Below are 19,580 nucleotides of genomic sequence, written 5' to 3'. Positions count from 1 at the left end.
GGGCGGTTAGAACGAGAGGATGCCGTAGTACATCGCGCCGAAGAGGACCGTGAAGGCGAGCGCGAGCACCAACAGGAGTAGCATCATGTACTGATACGCTCCACCGACCGTCGTGAATCGCGGGAGGTTCATGCCCGAATCGTTGAAGGCGATCCTTTTAGCACTACCGTCATCCGTTCACACCGCCCCTCACAGCGCGTCGAGCAGCGTATCGACGTCGTCGGCCGTGTTGAAGACGTGCACCGACGCCCGGAGCGCCGCCGGCGACGGCAGCGACCGGATCGCGATCCCCGTCTCCGAGAGGCGCTCGACGGTCGCCTCGGGGTCGTCGTCCGCGATGGTCACGAGGCCGGACTCGTACTCGTGCGGGCTCAGGAGGCGGTCGTCGTCGAGGCCGTTCTTCAGCCGGTCGGTCAGCCGCTCGATACGGTCCTCGACGGTCGACAGACCGATCGATTCGAGAGCGTCGAGCGCGGCCCGGAGACCGGCGTGCGGCGCGGGCGAGGTCGTGCCGACTTCGAGTCGGCGGACGCCCGGCGCGAACTCGAACGCGTCGTCGTCCGGCGCGGCGACGCTCCGGTAGCCCACCCGCGTGGGTTCGAGCGCGTCGGTCGCGTCGTCGGCGACGTAGAGGAAGCCCGCGCCCCACGGCCCACAGCACCACTTGTGACCCGCGCCGACCGCGAAGTCCGCACCCCACTCGGTGATATCGAGGTCGACCTGGCCCGGCGACTGGACGGCGTCGACGAGGGTCAGCGCACCGGCGTCGTGGGCGATGTCGGTCAGTTCCGCGACCGGGAACCGGGTGCCGTAGTTCCAGGTGATCGAACTCAGGCAGAGCAGGTCGGCCCCGTCGAGGACCGTCTTCGCGTCGTCGAGGTCGACCCGTCCCTCGTGGGTTTCGAGCACCCGGACCTCGACACCGTAGACGTCCCGGAGGCGCTCCCACGGGAGGATCCCAGCCGAGTGCTCGCAGTCGGTTCTGACGACGACGTCGCCCGCCTGCCAGGGGAGCGCGGTTGCGATGCGGCTGATGCCGTCGGCGGTGGAGTTGGTGAGCGCGACCTCGTCGAGGTCGGCACCGAGGAAGCCCGCGATGGCCTCGCGCGAGGTTTCGAGCGAGTCGAAGAGCGCGGGATACATCCCCTCGCCGGCGGGGGCGGCGTAGGACTGGTGTTCGATCTCGTCGGTCGCGGCCTCGACGACGGCGCGTGGCACGGGGCTCGCCGCACCGGTGTTGAGGTAGGTCACGTCGTCGAGCGCCGGCATCTCCTCCCGGAGGTCGAGCGGGTCCATGGACGAACGAGGACCGCCCCACATGAAGGTGTTCGCTTGCCGAGCGCCGTTTGCCGCTCGCCGGAGTGGATACCGTTATGCGCGCGCCACCCAGGGTTCGTGTGTGTACCTCGCAGACCAGACGTGGCCCGACCTCGGGGAGTACGTCGCGAACGAGTCGCTCGCGGTCGTCCCCCTGGGATCGACCGAACAGCACGGCCCACACCTCCCGCTCGCCACCGACCACCTGATCGCCGAACACCTCGCTCGCGAGGCCGCCGACCGCGCCGAGGTGCTCTGCACCCCGACGGTGAACGTCGGGGTCAGCCCCCACCACCGCCAGTTCCACGGCACCATGTGGGTCGACCCGCCCGCCTTCCGGGACTACGTCGAGAGCCTCTCGCGCAACCTCAGCTATCACGGCATCGACCGAATCATCTTCGTCAACGCCCACGGGGGCAACATCGTCCACCTCCGGGAGGTGGGTCGTCGGCTCCGCGACGACGGGGTCGCCTACGCGCTCGAATGGATGTGGAACGACTCGATCCCCGACCTCGTCGACGACCTCTTCGAGCACAACGGCCCCCACGGCGGTCCCAAGGAGACCGCGATGATCCAGTACATCGCACCGGAACTCGTCCACGAGGCGGAGTTCGAGCGCGCCCGCGACGAGGGGGTCGTCGACCTCACCGAGATCGAGATGGTGGTCCACGGCTCGCGGACGTTCTACGACGCGATCGACAACACCGAGAGCGGCGTGCTCGGTGACCAGACCGACGCGACACCCGAGAAAGGCGAACAGCTCTTCGAGGCTGCCTCCGACCAGTTGGTCCAGCTCATCGAGTGGCTGAACGACCAGCCGCTCGACGCGCTCATGGCGAAGCCCCACGTCGACCCGCAGCCGGGAAGCGGTCGATAGCGCCACTGCACTCGACCGCGAAACCGGATCCGGAGCCCACCAACGAATCCCATCGCCTGTTTAGGGCAATACTTTTGTTCGTGGTCCGTGAGTGACCGAACAGAGGCGACCGATGACCACTTCTCCCCGTTTCTGACCGGGCGACGCGTCCGCGGTAGTCACCGTTCGACAGCGTGGCCGCTCGATCCCAGGTCCAAGTGACTCGATCGTGCCGAGTCAGCGGTATCGCAAACGAATAGACACACACCCACCACCAATGTCAGAAACGGATACAGTGATCGCAGCGCGCGTCGACGGCGGATCGCCCGCCACCGACGAGATAACGTCGCTCGCCGACGCCGCCGGCTATCGAGTCGTCGGCGAATGCACTCAAACCGGATCCGAGGATATGGGGACGTATTTCGGGGCGGGGAAGATCGACGAACTCGCCGCCGAGGTCAAGCGAACCGCGGCGGGGACGGTGATCGTCGACGGCGAACTCACGCCCGCACAGAACCACGCGCTTCGGACGGCACTGCCGGACGGAATCCGGTTGCTCGACCGATACCGTCTCGTCCTTGAAATCTTCGACGACCAAGCGGCCACTCGCCGCGCCCAGTTACAGGTCGAACTGGCTCAGCTCCGCTACGACCTGCCGCGGATGAAGGAATCAGCCGACGAGGGTGGACTCAACAAACGCGTCGAGAAGGGTTCCCCGATCTACGATGCCCGCGACCGGATCGATCGCCTCCAGCGGAAACTCAACGAGCTGCCGGACCCGGGGACCGAATTCAGACGCCGTCGACGCGAGGAGGGCTTCGATCTCGTGACCATCGCGGGATACACGAACGCCGGCAAATCCAGCCTGCTTCATCGGCTCGCGGACGAGCTCGACCTCGGCGGGACGACCCACCCCGACCGAAACGAGACCGCGGCCGTCGAGGACGAGCTGTTCGAGACCCTCGAGACCACCACACGCCGTGCCACCCTCGACGGCCGACCGGTCCTGCTCACTGACACGGTCGGCTTCATCGACGACCTTCCTCACTGGTTGGTCAAATCGTTCAGCGAGACACTTTCGGAGGCCGCGGCCGCCGACTGCGTGGTGCTCGTCGCCGACGCGAGCGACCCGCCCGACGACCTTCGAGAGAAGCTCGCCGTCTCGCTCGACGTGCTCGATTCCCAGGGCGTTTCCACGGACGACATCGTGACGGTCCTCAACAAAACCGATCTGCTCGACGCCGACGAGCGCGAACGCCGTCTCACGGCCGCTATGGACGTCGTTTCGTCGCCACTTCCAGTGAGCATCACCGAGGAGACGAACGTCGACGACCTCGTTGCCCACGTGCTGGCACACCTACCGAACGAATCAACCGAGATCGTGATGCCGAACGGCGACGACGCGATGAGCCTCGTTTCGTGGCTCTACGACCACGCCGATGTCGAGAATGTCGGGTATGGCAACGGGCAAGTCACGGTTGCGTTCACGGCCCGACCCGAGATAGTGGAGCGGGCGCGGGCGAGAGCCGACCCCATCGAGGTCGAACGGATCGACTGACACCTGCGGCGCGACGACGTGTGAGCACGCTTAAACCCCGCCGTCCGTTGGGTCCGGTATGCAGCCACGCGACCTCTCGGCGCACGCCGTCTACGCGGCGGGCCGGGGGAGCGAGGAGGTCGCCCGCGAACTCGGGCTCGACCCCGAGGGGATCGTCAAACTCTCCTCGAACGAGAACCCGTTCGGACCGAGCCCGGCCGCCGTCGAGGCCATCCGCGACGCCGCGAGCGCGATCCACACCTACCCGAAGTCCGTCCACACCGACCTCGTGGCACGGATCGCCGAGCGCTGGGACGTCGCCTCACCCCAGGTCTGGCTCGCCAACGGCGGCGACGGCGCGCTCGATTACCTCTCGCGGGCGTTCCTCGACCCCGGCGACGCCGTGCTGGTTTCGGAGCCGGGCTTCGCCTACTACGCGATGACCGCGCGCTACCACCACGGGCAGGTCCGGACCTACGCGCTCGAAAAATCCGATGGGTTCGCTCAAACTCCGGAGAATATTCTCGATTCGTACGACGGCGAGCGGATCGTCTACCTCACCAGCCCGCACAACCCCACCGGTACGGAAGCGGATCTCGCCGACGTCGAGCGCATCGCCGAGGAGACCGGTGAGGACACACTCGTGGTCGTGGACGAGGCCTACGGCGAGTTTTCGAACACCCCGAGCGCGCTCGCGCTGGTCGAAGGTCGAGAGGGTTGGAACGCCCGCGACGACGTCGCCGTCCTCCGCACCTTCTCGAAAGCCTACGGCCTCGCCGGCATCCGTCTGGGCTATGCCCTGGTACCCGAGGAGTGGGCCGAGGCCTACACCCGGGTGAACACCCCGTTCGCGGCGAGCTCGCTCGCCTGTCGGGCAGGACTGGCCGCGCTCGACGACCGCGAACACGTCGAGCGAACCACGGAAACCGTCGAGTGGTCGCGCGAGTTCATGACCACGGAGCTCGACGCCCACACCTACCCCAGCGCGGGGAACTTCGTGCTGGTCGACGTCGAGGACGCGAGCGCGGTCGCCGAGGCCGCCAAGCGCGAGGGCGTCATCGTCCGGGACTGTTCGAGCTTCGGTCTCCCCGAATGCGTTCGTGTGACCTGTGGCACTCGCGAATCGACCGAACGCGCTGTCTCGGTTCTGAACGAGGTCACGGGATGAGGGTCGTCATTACTGGGACCCCCGGAACGGGGAAGACGACCGCGACGCGCCGGCTCGAAGCCGATTCCGAGGAGGCGCTCGACGTGGTCCACCTCAACGACGTGATTCGAGACGACGAGCTCTCGACCGGCACCGACGAGACCCGCGACAGCCTCGTCGCCGACCTCGACGCGGTCGAGGAGTGGCTCGACGAGCGCGACCCCGAGGGAACCGAACTCGTCGAATCGCACCTCGCACACCTCCTCCCGGCCGACCGAGTGGTCGTGCTCCGGTGCCATCCCGACGACCTCGGCTCGCGGCTGGCCGAGCGCGGCGAGTCCGACGCCAGCGTGACCGAGAACCGGGAGAGCGAGGCCCTCGACGTGGTGCTCGCCGAAGCCGTCGAGCGCCACGGCCTCGATTCGGTCTACGAGATCGACGCGACCGATCGAACCCCCGAAGAGGTAGCGAGCGAGATCGAGCGAGTCGTCGCGGGCGAGCACGAGCCGAGCGCCGGCACCGTCTCGTTCGTGGACTCGCTCGCCGAGCAGCCCTGAGCTCACAGCCATGACCCACCGATGACCCTCGACCAGTACCGTTCGACCGCCGACCGGCTCCTGAACCCGTTCGTCGGCCTCGCCGCGAGAGCGGGGCTGACCCCGAACGGCGTGAGCGCCATCGCGTTCGTGCTCGCCGCCGTGGCGGCCGTCGCCTACTGGCTCGCCGGCGGGGACGCGCGGTGGTACCTCGTCGGGGCGGTGCTGGTGGGGCTCAACGGCGCGCTCGACCTCCTCGACGGTGCGCTCGCCCGGCGGCTCGGCACCGCCTCGCCCGCCGGCGACTTCCTCGACCACGTTCTCGATAGATACGCGGACATCGTGCTCGTGATCGGGCTCGCGCTCGGGGTCGACAGACCGGTGCTGGGGCTCGTGGCGGTCTCGGGTGTGTTCATGACCTCGTATCTCGGCACCCAGGCCCAGGCCGTCGGGCTCGACCGGGTCTACGGGGGACTCCTCGGGCGCGCCGACCGGCTCGTGCTGATCGGTCTCGTCACGCTCGTTTCGGGGGTCGTCGACCTCTCGGTGGCGGGGGTCACGCTGGTCGGCGCGCTGCTCGCGGTGCTCGCGGTCGTCGGCCACGTCACCGCGCTCCAGCGGTGCTACCACGCGCTCGCGGCGCTTTCGACACCCGATCGGTGAGCCGGAGCGGCGACGGACGGTTTATACACGCGGGCTCCCTTTGCCGGGGTATGGTCCAGTGTGAGATGTGCGGTACGGAGACATCTTCCCCGAAGACGGTGAAGATAGAGGGCGCGGAGCTCGACGTCTGTGGGGACTGTGCGGACTTCGGCACCGAGGTCGAACAGCAGTCCACGAGCGGGACCTCCACGAAGTACTCGACCGATTCGGGCGGCTCCTCGGGGTCGAACGGGTCGGGCTCGACCACGAGCGCCGGCGGGTCGGGCGGCGGCCGGCGGCGCGACATGTTCGACGACATGGACGAGATCGTCCAGGATTACGACGAGCAGATCCGGACGGCACGCGAGAGCGCCGGTCTGAGTCAGGAGGAGCTCGCGAAGGAGCTCAACGAGAAGGCGAGCCTCATCCGGAAGCTCGAACGCGGCGCGAGCCTCCCGAGCGACTCGGTCCAGTCGAAACTCGAACGCCGGCTCGAAATCACGCTCACCGAGGGCGGCGTCGACGACACCGAGTGGGAGGGCGGCGCTTCGACGGGCGCGTACACCCTCGGCGACGTGGTCCAGCGAAAGGACTCCTGAGGTCGCGAACGGCTCCCCGAAACGCATCGGCAAACACCTTTATCGGCGGCACGGGTTCACCTAGTATGTTCGTTCTCGTCAACCTGAAAGCCTACGCCGCCGACCCGGTCGAGATCGCCACCGTCGCGCACGAGGTCGCCGACGAGTCGGGCGTTCGTATCGCGGTCGCACCTCAGACCGCCCATCTCGAACGCGTGGCCGAGACGGGGGTCGAAACGTGGGCCCAGCACGTCTCGCCCGTCGAGCACGGTAGCCACACCGGCAGCGCGCTCGCCGAGGCGGTGGCCGACGCCGGCGCGGTCGGCACGCTGATCAACCACTCCGAGAAACGGCTGAAGCTCGCCGACGTCGACGGCGCGGTGGCGGCGGCCGAACGGGCGAGCCTCGAAACCGTCGTCTGTGCCAACAACCCCGAACAGGTCGGCGCGGCGGCGGCGCTCGGCCCCGACGCGGTGGCGGTCGAACCGCCCGAACTCATCGGCGGCGACGTCTCGGTGAGCCAGGCCGACCCGGACATCGTCGAGGACGCGGTCGCGGCCGCCGACGCGGTCGACGAGTCCGTTGACGTGCTCTGCGGCGCGGGGGTCTCGACGGGCGAAGACCTCGACGCCGCCGGCGACCTGGGTGCCGAGGGCGTCCTGCTCGCGAGCGGCGTCGCGAAGGCCGACGACCCGCGGGCAGCGCTTTCGGGGCTCGTCGAAACCCTCTCGTGATTCGGGGGTGCGAGTGCGAGTGACATGATAGATACACCTAATTAGCGGGCCGTCCCAGTTCGAGGGGATGGCGACGCACAACCTCCCCGACTACGAGGCCGCGCGCGAGTCGTTCTCGTGGACCGATATCTACGACGACGCCGACTGGGACGCCCCCGACGAACTCAACATCGCACACGAGGTCTGCGACCGCCACGCGGACGGGTCGGGCCGGGTCGCGCTGGAGTACGCCGGCGTCGAGGGTGAACGCGAGACGCTGACGTTCGACGACCTCGCCGAACGCTCGAACCGGTTCGCGAACCTCCTCGAGGACCAAGGTATCGGGCGCGGCGACCGGGTGTTCACCTACCTTCCCCGGATCCCCGCTCACTACGTCGCGCTCGTCGGGACCCTCAAACGCGGTGCGGTCTTCGGCGGGGTCAACGAGCGCTTTGGCCCGGAGGGGATCGCCTACCGACTCGTCGACTGTGCGGCGACGGCGGTCGTGACGACCGCCGAAAATCGCGAGACGGTCGAGCGCGCGCTCGCCGATGCCCCCACGGTGGAGACGGTCGTCACGGTCGACCGCGGCGAGGGTGTCGACGAGAGCGACGTCGATTACGACCGTGCGATGGCCGACGCGAGCACCGAGTACGACCCCGTGCGGACCAGTGGCGAGGACGACGCACTGCTGTACTACACCTCGGGGACGACGGGGCTGGCGAAGGGCGTGCTCCACAGACACCGCTGGGTCGCGGGGGTCGCCGCCACCCAGCGGTACGCGGTCGACCTTCAGGAGGACGACCTCTACTGGTCGACCGCCGACCTCGGCTGGCTGACGGGCCCGATCAACACCCTCGGGGCGTGGTTCTGGGGCACCAGCCAGTTCACCTACGAGGGCGAGTTCAGTCCGCAAGAGTGGGCCAGCCTGCTCTCCGAATTCCCCATTTCAGTACTGTTCTCGGTCCCGACGGCCTACCGGATGCTCCGGGCCAACGAGGACGTCCTCGACGAAGCGGACCTCGACCTGCGCCACGCGCTCTCGATCGGCGAGCCGCTCTCGGCGGGGGTCGTGGAGTGGGCCGAGGACGCGCTCGGAGTCACGATACTGGACACCTACGGCCAGACTGAAACCGGTAACATGGTGATCAACAACTATCCGACGATGGAGATCCGGCCGGGGAGCATGGGTAAACCCCTCCCCGGGATCGACTCCGCCATCGTCGACCCCGAGACCGGCGAGGTGCTCCCACCCGGCGAGACGGGCGAGATCGCCCATCGCGGTGACTTCCCCTGCTTCTTCGCCGAGTACTGGAACAACCCTGGGAAGACCGCGGCCTGTTTCGTCGAGGGTTCGGACGGGCGGTGGTACCGCTCGGGTGACCTCGCCCACCAAGACGAGGACGGCTACTTCTGGTTCGAGGGCCGCGCGGACGACGTCATCCTCTCGTCGGGCTACCGCATCGGGCCGTTCGAGGTCGAATCCTCGCTCGGCGAGCATCCCGCAGTGGCCGAGGCCGCCGTGGTGCCCAAACCCCACCCCGAGCGCGGCAACATCGTGAAGGCCTACGTCGTGCTCGCCGATGGGTACGACCCGAGCGACGACCTCGCAGAGGGGATCAAGACCCACGTCCGCGAGGAGCTCTCGGCTCACGAGTACCCCCGTGAGGTGACGTTCGTCGACGACCTCCCCAAAACAGTCACCGGAAAGATCCGACGCACCGAACTCCGGGATCGCACGGCCGAGGGCGACTCGACCGCCGACTGACCGCCATACCCACTACCGGACGAAGTAGGTGTCCTCGCCGGGGAGGAACCGGCCGAGGTCGGTCTCGCGGCGGTAGTCGGTCGCGAGCAGGGTTTCGAGCGCCTCTCGGAGTCGTTCGGCTTCGTCGTCGTCCCACTCGCTCGGGTCCCGAACGGGGATCACGAGCCAGCCGCTCCCGCGGATCTCGGTCGCGTGGAGGGCCCCCATCTCCAACGGCTCGATGGTCCGGGCGGTGTAGGTTTCGACGACGTGCTCGGTCGCGCGCTCGCCGACCGGCACGAGGACGTGCGCCCCGATGGCGCGGAGTTCGGCGTCGAAGAACCGTTCGTTGTCGAGATAGGAGTCAGCCGAGGGCTCGCCGTCGGCCACACAGAGGTGGAGGTACGAGCAGTACAGGTTCTCGACCGCGGGCGCGTCCGACTCGGGGTCGTCGAGCAGGCCGACGCTCGCGAGTACCCCGAGCAGGCGGCGACCGGGGGCGTTCGTGAACGGCACCTCCGTCTCGACGCCCCCGTGAACACCCGGATGGTCGCCGACGAGATGGAAGTCCGCGTTGGCGTCGCCGTAGCCCGGCACGAACCGCTCGCAGGGCGGGCGCATCCCGAACGGGTTGCTGGTGCGGTCGGTGACGTTTTCCACGGCGGGTCTGGGTCGGGAGGGGACAAAACCCCCACCTTTTGCTGCGCTCGCCTTCGGCTCGCTGGCAAAATGTGGATCAAAAGCGCGTCGGGTTCTTTTCAGTCACCCTCGCGCCCGCTCGCTCGGCCCCCGGCCTCGCTCGCGGTACAATCACTCCCTACACCGCTACCGCCCCGCACAACACCGCCTCGCGACAGCCACACGCCTCCCCAGCCGACTGCGCTCCTCGTTCGCTTCGCTCACGGGTCACTCCGTTCCCCGTTCGCAATCGAGGTTCTCCTTTCAGTCGAACCTCGCACCGCTCACTCCGGTGCTCATCCCTCGCACAGTGTTCGCAGTCGGCGCTCACGTCCGTTCGCGCACGACCGCGAGCGCGCGCCAACCGCTCCAACCGCCGACCGCACCGCACCACACCGCAACCGCACCGTCCCAGGAATCGGGCTATCGAGATCGCCAGTGACCGAGAGGACCGAGGTGATCGATCGCCACGGTTCGTGTGGCCGCGTCTCACAGAACGTTTATGATTGTATCAACGGTAGTGAGTGTATGGACGTCGCCAGTCCGCTCAGTGTGTGCCGCGTCGGTCGGACGACTTTCGATGCCGAGCCCTTCGCGAAATTTACCACCACTGCACACACTATTTTCACCATGGCGACGCGAGTCACGGGTTCCTGGCACGGCCGGGCCTCCTTGCGACGTGACTCACACCACCCGTCGGTCCCGGGGCAGGGCCATCGCTCCCCGTGAGCCACTCCCAACACCCGGTCGCGCTCCGCCTCGAGCGACAGGTCGGCGGCGCGGCCCGCCTCCTCGCGACGGTTCTCGCCCTTCCACTGGTCGACGGGATCTTCCCCGCACTGGTACTGGCGGGCGCGCTCGCCGACATCACGGGGATCCTCGAAGTCGGCTTGCTGGTGTTCGGCGGGAGCGCCACGGTCGCGGTCGTCCTCGCGGAGATGGACGGCTCGCGCCGCGAACGCGCCAAGACGACGCTCGTCGTTGGTATACCCGTGATCGTCCTCGCGGCGGTCGAGACCGCGCTCGCGCCCACGATACAGAGCCTGCTGAACCTCGCGGTCTTCGAGCGCTTCGCCGCGCTGGTGATCCTCGCGATCGCGGCCAAGACCGCGAGCGCCCAGGTCGGCGAGTACCTCCCCCGCCCCGCGGTGATCGTCGGCCTCGGCATGGTCGCGAGCGTCGACCCCGCGAACGCCCACCTCGTGGTGACGCCCGACCTCGAACTCGTGGCCCGCGGCGCGCTCGCGGCGACCGTCGGGGTCGCGTTCGCGCTCTCGGTCGCGCTCGCCAGCCCGTGGCTCCACGACACCGTGCACATCGACCGCTTCCGCTTCGGGAGCGCGGTCGCGCTCGGCGTGCTCGGCCTCTCGGTGCTCGGGCTCGTCCCCAGCGACGCCCCGCTCGCGCTCGCCGTGCTCGCGGTCACGACGCTCCTCGCGTTCGATCCCAGCCGTAGCCGCGACGAACCGGACGAGGACGGTTCGGACGACGACACGGCGGCGGACTCAGCGGATCCGGCGGCGGACGAGTCGGACGTGGGCCCCGACCGCGCGCCGTGGCTGTAAGGGTTTAGGGCCCCAGCCCCTCAGCCCCTCACATGGCCGAAAATCGCGTCGTGGAAGGACGGATGGTCACCCCCAAACGCCTCGCTGAACTCATCGAGGGCGACGACGTGATGGACGCCGAACCCATCGCGGACGCCGACCGGGACTGCCCTGAGTGCGGCGGCAACGTCCTCGAAGTCGGCTACATGCCCTCGATCGCGGAGTTCGTCACCGGACAGAAGTGCCAGGAATGCGAATGGAGTGCCACCGACCGCGAGTGACCGTCGGTCGCGGAACGGCGACAACCCCCTTTTATCACGGCATCGGACGCGGATACGAACGACCATGCCGATCACCGAACGCGAGTGGGACGACGGCGAGTTCGACACCGACGAGGACGCACCGCGAACCAACTCCGTCGGCGACTACGAGACCGACAAGGACCTGATACTCGCCTTTCTGGCCGAGAACGCCGAGAAGGCCTACACGAAACCCGAGATCCACCGGGGCGTGGACTTCGGGGAGACCGACGACCCCGAGACCATTCACGAGAAGCTCTCGTCGCTGCCGAACACGCTCGTCGACCTCGCAGGCGACGCCGTGGCGACCGGCCTCGTCAGCGACGACATCGACGCGGCCCTCGACGAACTCGTCGCCGAGGGCACCGTCACCGAAAAACAGCTCGACCGCGACGGCGAGTCGGTGACCCACTACCGCCTCAATCAGGTCGAATAACTCCCGACTGCGACAGCCATAGTCCGGTTGGAGCGGCCGTCACTCCGAGGGACGGTCCATCCCGACGAGGGTGGGCGCACAGGTCTCGAACCCGAACCGTTCGTAGAACGCCGGTTCGCTCGCGATGAGGTTGACGTAGGCGGAGGGCGGCGCGTTGGTGTCGAGCCACGAGACGAGGCGCTCCATGACTCGCCGTCCGAGACCGTGGCCCTGGTGGTCCGGGTCGACCGCGATGTCGACGACTTGGAAGACAGTCGCGCCGTCGCCGACCACTCGCCCCATCCCCACGAGGTCGCCGTCCGCACGGACCGAGACCGCGACGCACTCGTTGCCGAGGCCCGCTTCGGCGGCCTCGATAGTACGCGACCCCATCCCGGCGGCCCGCCGGAGTGCGACGAACTCGCGCGGCGTCGGGGGTTCCTCGGTGAGTTCGTAGTCCATGCCGTTCGCACGCCCGAATCGCGTATAAGCCGCTCGTCGTGGGGCGATTTCGCGCGCTCGCCGCCCGTCAGGAGACCGAAATGGGTTTACCTGCGCCGGCATTGCCTTCGCCTGCGGGGTCGTGGCCAAGCCAGGCATGGCGACTGACTCCAGAGGCAACGCGCTCGGTGACGAAACTCCAGACTGATATACAGAGCGGGCGGCTGATCACCACCCGCCGTGACGACCCTCTGGAGGACCGAGGCGCACACCGGAGATATCAGTCGATCGGGGGTTCAAATCCCTCCGACCCCATACTGCTTTCAACCGATTAGAAACCCGCATACGTGAGCAACCTGTATATAAAGATTGCTGCGAGTTCAATCTATGATTTCGGTCGATCCGGGGTCGGTCCTCGACGCCCTCTTGCGGTTCTCATAAGTCACCGCGCCGAAAGTAAATAAATTTCTATACGTTTAGATACACTTTCAGCATAACCGACATAGTAGAAACACTCGCGTAGCAATGCCTCCCGTCGCTTTGTAGTTCAGTATATAAAAAATCGCCAAACGTGATTGTGTGCCAACCTATTGTCAGCTATTTCCTGTTGTAAGACTGGCAGTTGACTTTTGAGTGTGTGCTTCACCGTTCTCCCTACATTTTCGTTGGCCGTTGCCCACCAGAGGACCCCATTCAAGTCACAATGTTACTTCTCTTACTATTGAGGCTATCAGTGTTGGCCTCTTTCTTATTACCGAAGCTGTGCTATCTGTTCCATATCAAGACCAAGAGAGATATCCTCCTCCCTCAACATGGGTCGAAACCACATCAAAAATAGTATAGAAAACAATGAGGGTTAGGTCATGCGGATTTCCAGAGGGAAAAATTTTAAGCGTGTATCATCCGCTTAAACAATCAGTGGAGATAGACGAGATCAGAGTTCAAAACTATAGATCTGCAGTTGATACCGGGTGGATGAACATCAACGAGGAGATCACCACATTAATAGGTGAAAACGAAAGTGGTAAGACTTCGATTCTAAAAGCCTTACAGTCATTCTCTGACCAAAACAAATATGATTCAAGTGTAGTTACCAACAGCGTGGATGTTGGCCGGGAGGAACCTATTCCAATTATTTCAATACGTTTCAAGATCAGTCAGCATGATCACTCTCTCCTAAATCGGTTTGCAAAAGATGGGGAAGTGGTTCTTACCCGATACTACGATGGCCATATAGAGATCGAATCTCTGGAGAGATTTGGTGGTGATGTGAATTATATCGAGGTGATCTACGACCATACTAAATTTCTCACCGATCATATACTCCACGTACTAATAAACAACGATTTGGGTGAAAGTAGTAAGAAAATAAAAGAAAACACCATTCCAAACCTTGAGGAAATTCTCACAAAGCCACTTGAGAGAATAGACGAGATCGAGGATTTGTTAGGAACGGTACAAAAACAACTCAAGAATGAAGACATTGATCATATAGATGAGTTTTCAGTTGAGAGATCACCGTCCGATGAAATCTATCAGCTACGAAGATACCTTTCAAGAAACGACCCGTCAGATCCAAGCAACCACTTGTACAATTACCTTCCGTCCATTATATATATTGACGATATCCAACCAATCGCTAATAATATCTGCAAGAACTCTGATCGAGATGTTGACAAGACTCATCACAAACAAATTCGAGATATAATTAGTGGCAATGGTGACCGCTTTCGAAAAATGGAGCGAGAAAATTCTATCAGAGGACTTGATTTCGCCGAAAGAAGGGTACAACGGTATATGAATCAATTCTGGGAACAGAAAAGAGTGGGAATATCAATGTATCACGACACTTGTGAAAACTGCTTTAATGTTCTCATTAGTGACTTGGAGGTGCATTCAGCTGACGATCAATTACAATCTGTCTTTCGGGAACCAGTAAAACCCTCACAGCGAAGCGATGGATTTCAATGGTTCTTCTCGTTTTTCCTAATGTATATGGCTGAAACAGATGGAAATAACTTAAGAAACAAAATCTTTTTATTTGACGATCCAGCTATGAAGCTTCATCCACAGGGCAAAAAGAACTGGGTTTCTACGGTGGAGAATATCGCAGATCACTCGCAAGTACTATACACATCTCATTCCCCATTTTTAATATCAAAAGACCACCCCTCTCGTATTCGAATAGTTGAGGACAGACAGGACATACGGACACAGGTTACTGGTGACTTTCATGAGGCTGGAGGGTTAGCATTAGAACCACTTAGAGCCGCCTTGGGTATTGGATTAGGTGACTCATTATTCGTATCGAAGCGTAAATTATTGGTAGAAGGGAGTTCTGATTATTTTATAATTACTGGGTTAATGAACTACTTTGAGGGTGTTGACGAAGATATCCTTGAGAAGAGTGAAATATCAATCATGCCAGTTGATGGCGCTCCTCGTATGCCAGATGCAGCGAAATGGGTCGCTTCTGAAAACATCTCTTATGGAATTCTGTTAGATAGTGACCAAGAAGGGATTGATACGCGAGACATCATTGAAGACGAATATCATACAGTCGATAGTGATAACATTGTGCTATTAGAAAAAGGAGGCAATCGAGGCTTAGTTATAGAAGATATGTTTGCTCCAGTGTTTTATGTAGACTGTGTTAACAAGGTCTACGAAGATATAGTTGAAGATTTTGATATGATAGAGGTGACTGAATCAGATGACGAGTTGTACATAGCCAATGAAAAATTAAGCGATACAAAAATCACGAAAGCCATTGAGTCTGTTTTTGAGGAGCATGGTATTGGCGACCTGGATAAGAATAGAGTCGCTAAAGAAATCAAGGACAGACTTGACGACGGAGAAGATGTATCAGAGGGTGACGTTAGAGCGTTCAAACCAATATTTGGCCGCTTACGGGATATTGTCTAAATCCTCTGATTTGGCGAGTCCACTCTGTCAAATACTGTTTTGGCCGTGGGCGGGAAACTCTGCTGCCGTTAATAGCTATCTCCGCCGCCCGCATCGTCATTGCCGAGCAAAATAAAACATTTTCGTTAATTCTTCCTCCCGCTTTCTCCCTACCTACTCCAAGCCATTACCCAGCAAGGAAGCAGACAGTAGTCCAAGCGAGAACCTCCCGTTGTAGGCACCAACCTAATGGCTCGGTGTTTCTCGTCGCCTCCACAGCATAACTCATCTTTTTGTACGAGGGACCAAACATGCGGATAATGAGTTCGTCGTCCCTTCACGATGTTTTGGCTGGTATCGCCTCGCGGATGGCCGACGATATGAGCGAGCGCGATGTGGAGAACGCATTTCTCGATGAGGACTTCTTCAGTACGCTCGGCTACGAGGGGTCGGGCCACGACCTCCGCAGTGAGTGGACGTTACCCGATAATCGACGGCCTGATTACGTAACTCTGGACGATAATGAGTCGGTCACGGCTGTCTACGAGTTCAAGACCACAGGCCGGGATCTGGAGCCACACACCGGCCAACTATTCCACTATCTGGAGGCACTGAAATCGGATTATGGGATACTGACGAACGGCGAGCAGCTGCGCTTCTATCGCCGGAATCAGGAAGCCCCTTTGCTCGAACTCTCACTGCTGGAGGTTTCCGAGTCAGATGCACGGAGCCTCTACGACGCGCTTCAGAAACCAGTCTGGGACATTACTGCACCCGATAGCGTTGAGGACTACTTGGACCGCCTCGATCCCGTCTCGCTGGATAGTGAACTCGGTCGGGAACACTTCTTCGACACCTTCCGGCTGGAAGCGGACAGTCCGTTTGCGAATCTCGTGACCGCCTCGGTTGACCTCCTGCGAGAACTCCGCGACGATGAAGAGGCCAAGTTCGTCAAGGGGGCTTACGACTTCTGGGAAGCGAGCTACGCCAGCGAACCCGACGAGGTTCCGAACTCGTGGGAGCCGTTCATCGACGGGAAACAGTCACTTCGTGACTTCATGTTCTGTCTGGAGAGCGGCCACGCCCTGCTCGCACGACTGTTGCTTGCGAAAGCCTGTGAGGACCACGACTTCTTCCCGCAGAACTGGGGCCTCCAGCGATACTTCGGAGAGTTACGTGGGTTCAGCGACAGTATCGATCTTGACGCCTACCCCGTGGCTATCAACGGTTTGATGGAGGATATGCGAGAACGGCTGGTTGAGAGCCTGTTTGAGGACGACATCTTTGTCTGGTGGACAGAAGCGTATCAGGAGGAGCTGTCCCGTGGTCACGCCGACTCATACAACCTCTTTCGGGATGTCGCACGCGAGGGAAGCAACATCAGCACCGTCAGTCAGGCTACGCGGGAACGCTTCAGCCGAGCCGTGGCACACGTCGCGTTTTCGGTGCTCAAATTCGACTTCGCACGTATCGAAGGCGATCCCCTTGGCGACCTATATCAGCGGTATTTCGACCCGGAGACGCGCAAGGCACTCGGGGAGTTCTACACACCACAGCCAGTGATCGACTACATTATGGATGGTGTGGAGTACGAGAGGGGCATCTCCAGTGAACGACTGATCGACCCCTCGTGTGGTTCGGGGACGTTCCTCGTCGAAGCTGTGAATCGGTATCTGGACGACGTGCGTCGCTACGACGATAACCCTGACTGGGAAGAGGAGCTGGTTGACCTCTGTTCTCGCCCGAATATTGTAGGACTGGATATCCACCCGTTTGCGGTACTGATGGCACAGATCCGGTTCATGGTGGCTATCCTGCCCGAATATCGAGAGGCAAAACGCGAGAACCCGGAGTTCACCATCCGCCGCCTGCCCATCTTCCGCACTGATACACTTCGGAATGAGCGTAAGAGTACAGGTATTGATATCGGTGAATCCGGACAACGTCAGATAACCTTCGATGCGATGACCGAGGACAACCAAGATGTGAAGATCCCCGTGCCGCTTCCAGTGGAGGTTGACGAAGACGAGGACGTGGAGCGAGAAGGGGACTTCCTCGTTCAGCGTGTGCGAATGCCGCTGTTCGACACGATCCAATTGAACACGGGTGTGAGCAACTTCGGAGAGTATTTCGCGGCGTTGCAGGGCGTTCTCGACGTGGCGAAAGCGCATATGGGCGAGAGCGAATACGAGTATCTCGGGGGTCTTGAGCGTGCTGTAGGACGATACACGACCCGAGAGTACGACGGCATTGAGGAGTTCTTCACGCCCTACGTGAACGACATTCTCGGCACTGTTGAGTATCTCAAAGAAGACCACGGCGACGGGCGACTCTTCAAGATGTTTGAGGACAGTGTGCTGGCGCTCGTGGTAAAGAACTACATGGACTATGAATACGTGGTTGGGAACCCACCATATGTTGATGTTCAGAAGATCCCGAGTCAGCAGAAGGAGTACATTAAGGAACTATATAGTTCCGCTAAAGGGCAATTTGACTTATATTGTCCATTCTATGAACGGAGCATAGACTGGTTGGTTGACGATTCTGGAAAACTCGGGCTAATCACGCCGAATCAGTTCATGGTTACTGACTACGGGAAGGGCGTCCGCGAGGTAATTTTGGAAAACACAGCGATCAAGGAAATTTGTGACTTCAGGGATTCCGGTATATTCTCTGATGCAGTAAACTACCCAGCAATTGTACTGCTACAGTCCGAAACAGATGAACAGGCACGTATAACTAACGAAATAAAAAATATTCGGGTTCGTCCGGCGATAGAGGACGAAGAAGGCAATCGAATGGGCGGCGAGATTGTAGAGTCCATTGAACAGCACCGAGATCAATCTCGGTACAGCGATGAGTTCATAGATGTTTTTGACACGGTTCAGAATCGTCTAACGACTGACTATTGGACCTTCATGCCGCCAGAAGAGCAGTCCACATTTGATAAGATGGAGTCATCTGGTGATGCGGTTATGTCCGAAATCACTGATGCCATTTTTCCAGGACCAACAACAGGCGCAAACACTGTCTATGTAGTGGATGTGTTGGATGCCAACCAAGTCAAATCAAGTGATTCAGGCGAGGTTGTAACTGTTGTTCCGAGTGGTGGAAATACCGAATACGAAATCGAAACCGACCTACTCCGACCGTGGCTTAGTGGGAGCGACATTCAGCGATGGCGCTGTGAATGGTCAGGCAATCACGTAATTCTTCCATATTCAGCATTTGACGAGGGTACCCGAGGGGAGCAACTGATCTCTAAAGAGAGTATGAAAGAGGAATATCCCTCCACGTGGGATTACCTCACAGCACACGAGAATGAGCTGCGTAGCAGACAGGGCGGGAGATGGGAAGACAGTGAACAGTGGTGGGAGTTTGCTTATCCGAGAAACTTAGAGAAGTTCGAGCAGCCAAAGACCATCTTCGCTCACATTACAGACAAACCATCGTTCATGCTGGATAGAGAGGGTACCTGGTATTTCAAAACAGCATACGCAGCACTTCTAACTGAAGAATATCAACCCATTACTGAAGAGATCGCGTCCCAGCTGAATTCCAAACCTCTTGAGTTCTACTTCAAACATATTTCTACTGTGAAACGAGGAGGATTTTACGAGTACAGAGCACAATATGTGAATCCGATTCCTTGTATCACAGAGCCAAGAGATGAACTCTCCCAAATACATGAAAAAGCGCAAGAAATCGTAGATACTATCGATCTCAATAGCAAGACAGATCGTTTCCCTGAAGCCTATCTTGGTAACTTCTCTGGCGAACTGGAAGGCATCGAATACGAGTGGCAAACCCGTCGTTATCCAGTGAACGCCAGCATGGAACGACGCGAAGATGGTGGCTTCGCAGTCGAAGCCGGACGCTCGGACAGCATCACTGATCCACGCATGGAGAGCGAGGACCGCGCGAGGTACGTACACGCCGCTGTGGATGGTCGTAACGTCAAGAGTGGTGAAGAAATGTCCATCCCGATTCCGCGTCGTGACGAGGATGTGACGGCCCTTCTCGCGGAACTGGAAGACGATAGGGCGACAGTCGAAGCGACGGATATTGAAGCACTGGAAGCTGAAATTGACGAACTGGTGTATGACCTGTTTGACCTCACTGACGAGGAACGCGAGGTCATCGAAGAGTATCTGGAAGTCTTCTGATCGAACCAGTTGCTCGGTACTTCAGTCGTCTAAACAGGGTTGTTCATTCGACGGGAAGCC

The 19,580-nt window shown here is 61.1% G+C and carries 17 protein-coding genes and 1 tRNA gene; 14 read left to right on the top strand and 4 right to left on the bottom strand.

Features of this window, described 5'->3' with window-relative positions; genetic code table 11:
• Nucleotides 1-6: 6 nt before the first annotated feature.
• Entirely contained in the window at nucleotides 7-132 is a 126-nt protein-coding gene (locus D3261_RS20835; RefSeq protein ID WP_255409199.1) for a hypothetical protein, read from the bottom strand.
• A 57-nt stretch (nucleotides 133-189) separates the two neighbouring features.
• Nucleotides 190-1,296 (bottom strand): aminotransferase class V-fold PLP-dependent enzyme, encoded by a 1,107-nt coding sequence (locus D3261_RS05790; protein ID WP_120070122.1) that lies wholly within the window; start codon nucleotides 1,294-1,296, stop codon nucleotides 190-192.
• A 103-nt stretch (nucleotides 1,297-1,399) separates the two neighbouring features.
• On the opposite strand from D3261_RS05790, the gene D3261_RS05785 reads away from it, so the two are divergent.
• The 8 genes from D3261_RS05785 (at nucleotide 1,400) to D3261_RS05750 (ending at nucleotide 9,094) form a co-directional block, all read left to right on the top strand.
• Nucleotides 1,400-2,194, top strand: coding sequence for a creatininase family protein (locus tag D3261_RS05785; RefSeq protein ID WP_120070119.1), 795 nt, complete (start codon nucleotides 1,400-1,402; stop codon nucleotides 2,192-2,194).
• Between the two features lie 256 nt (nucleotides 2,195-2,450).
• Complete coding sequence (hflX, locus tag D3261_RS05780; RefSeq protein ID WP_120070118.1) at nucleotides 2,451-3,731, top strand: GTPase HflX; 1,281 nt, start codon at nucleotides 2,451-2,453, stop codon at nucleotides 3,729-3,731.
• A gap of 58 nt (nucleotides 3,732-3,789) precedes the next feature.
• Nucleotides 3,790-4,878 carry a histidinol-phosphate transaminase gene (hisC, locus tag D3261_RS05775; protein ID WP_120070115.1) on the top strand — a complete coding sequence of 363 codons (1,089 nt, stop codon included), beginning with the start codon at nucleotides 3,790-3,792 and terminating at the stop codon, nucleotides 4,876-4,878.
• Entirely contained in the window at nucleotides 4,875-5,414 is a 540-nt protein-coding gene (locus D3261_RS05770; protein WP_120070112.1) for an adenylate kinase family protein, read from the top strand. The genes hisC and D3261_RS05770 overlap by 4 nt, the downstream gene beginning before the upstream one ends.
• A gap of 21 nt (nucleotides 5,415-5,435) precedes the next feature.
• Entirely contained in the window at nucleotides 5,436-6,056 is a 621-nt protein-coding gene (locus D3261_RS05765) for a CDP-alcohol phosphatidyltransferase family protein (RefSeq protein ID WP_120070110.1), read from the top strand.
• Nucleotides 6,057-6,106: 50 nt separating this feature from the next.
• On the top strand, nucleotides 6,107-6,634 hold the full coding sequence (locus tag D3261_RS05760; protein ID WP_120070107.1) for a multiprotein bridging factor aMBF1: 528 nt from the start codon (nucleotides 6,107-6,109) through the stop codon (nucleotides 6,632-6,634).
• A gap of 65 nt (nucleotides 6,635-6,699) precedes the next feature.
• Entirely contained in the window at nucleotides 6,700-7,347 is a 648-nt protein-coding gene (gene tpiA / locus D3261_RS05755; protein ID WP_120070104.1) for a triose-phosphate isomerase, read from the top strand.
• A 67-nt stretch (nucleotides 7,348-7,414) separates the two neighbouring features.
• A complete protein-coding gene (locus D3261_RS05750; RefSeq protein WP_120070101.1) occupies nucleotides 7,415-9,094 on the top strand; it encodes an acyl-CoA synthetase in 1,680 nt (559 codons plus the stop codon).
• A 12-nt stretch (nucleotides 9,095-9,106) separates the two neighbouring features.
• On the opposite strand, the gene D3261_RS05745 is transcribed toward D3261_RS05750, so the two are convergent.
• A complete protein-coding gene (locus D3261_RS05745) occupies nucleotides 9,107-9,733 on the bottom strand; it encodes a uracil-DNA glycosylase family protein (RefSeq protein ID WP_120070098.1) in 627 nt (208 codons plus the stop codon).
• Between the two features lie 743 nt (nucleotides 9,734-10,476).
• On the opposite strand from D3261_RS05745, the gene D3261_RS05740 reads away from it, so the two are divergent.
• The 3 genes from D3261_RS05740 to D3261_RS05730 all read left to right on the top strand — a co-directional run bounded on the left by D3261_RS05740 (nucleotide 10,477) and on the right by D3261_RS05730 (nucleotide 12,030).
• A complete protein-coding gene (locus D3261_RS05740) occupies nucleotides 10,477-11,316 on the top strand; it encodes a DUF5794 domain-containing protein (protein WP_120070097.1) in 840 nt (279 codons plus the stop codon).
• Nucleotides 11,317-11,348: 32 nt separating this feature from the next.
• Nucleotides 11,349-11,576 (top strand): DUF5795 family protein, encoded by a 228-nt coding sequence (locus D3261_RS05735; RefSeq protein WP_120070094.1) that lies wholly within the window; start codon nucleotides 11,349-11,351, stop codon nucleotides 11,574-11,576.
• Nucleotides 11,577-11,640: 64 nt separating this feature from the next.
• Entirely contained in the window at nucleotides 11,641-12,030 is a 390-nt protein-coding gene (locus D3261_RS05730; RefSeq protein WP_120070091.1) for a hypothetical protein, read from the top strand.
• 39 nt (nucleotides 12,031-12,069) lie between these two features.
• Here D3261_RS05730 and D3261_RS05725 read toward each other — a convergent pair whose 3' ends face one another.
• Nucleotides 12,070-12,471, bottom strand: a complete 402-nt coding sequence (locus D3261_RS05725; RefSeq protein WP_120070089.1) for a GNAT family N-acetyltransferase — start codon at nucleotides 12,469-12,471, stop codon at nucleotides 12,070-12,072.
• A 115-nt stretch (nucleotides 12,472-12,586) separates the two neighbouring features.
• On the opposite strand from D3261_RS05725, the gene D3261_RS19965 reads away from it, so the two are divergent.
• The 3 genes from D3261_RS19965 to D3261_RS05715 all read left to right on the top strand — a co-directional run bounded on the left by D3261_RS19965 (nucleotide 12,587) and on the right by D3261_RS05715 (nucleotide 19,520).
• Nucleotides 12,587-12,765: transfer RNA gene (locus D3261_RS19965), tRNA-Trp, on the top strand.
• 603 nt (nucleotides 12,766-13,368) lie between these two features.
• A complete protein-coding gene (locus D3261_RS05720) occupies nucleotides 13,369-15,375 on the top strand; it encodes an AAA family ATPase (RefSeq protein ID WP_158589357.1) in 2,007 nt (668 codons plus the stop codon).
• Nucleotides 15,376-15,674: 299 nt separating this feature from the next.
• Nucleotides 15,675-19,520: an Eco57I restriction-modification methylase domain-containing protein gene (locus D3261_RS05715; protein WP_233553902.1), complete on the top strand. Its 3,846-nt coding sequence runs from the start codon at nucleotides 15,675-15,677 to the stop codon at nucleotides 19,518-19,520.
• Nucleotides 19,521-19,580: the final 60 nt, after the last annotated feature.

The sequence above is a fragment of the Halococcus sp. IIIV-5B genome (genome assembly GCF_003602035.1).
GTDB classification, from domain to species: Archaea; Halobacteriota; Halobacteria; order Halobacteriales; family Halococcaceae; genus Halococcus; species Halococcus salsus.
This window is presented reverse-complemented; position numbering and strand designations above follow the sequence as displayed.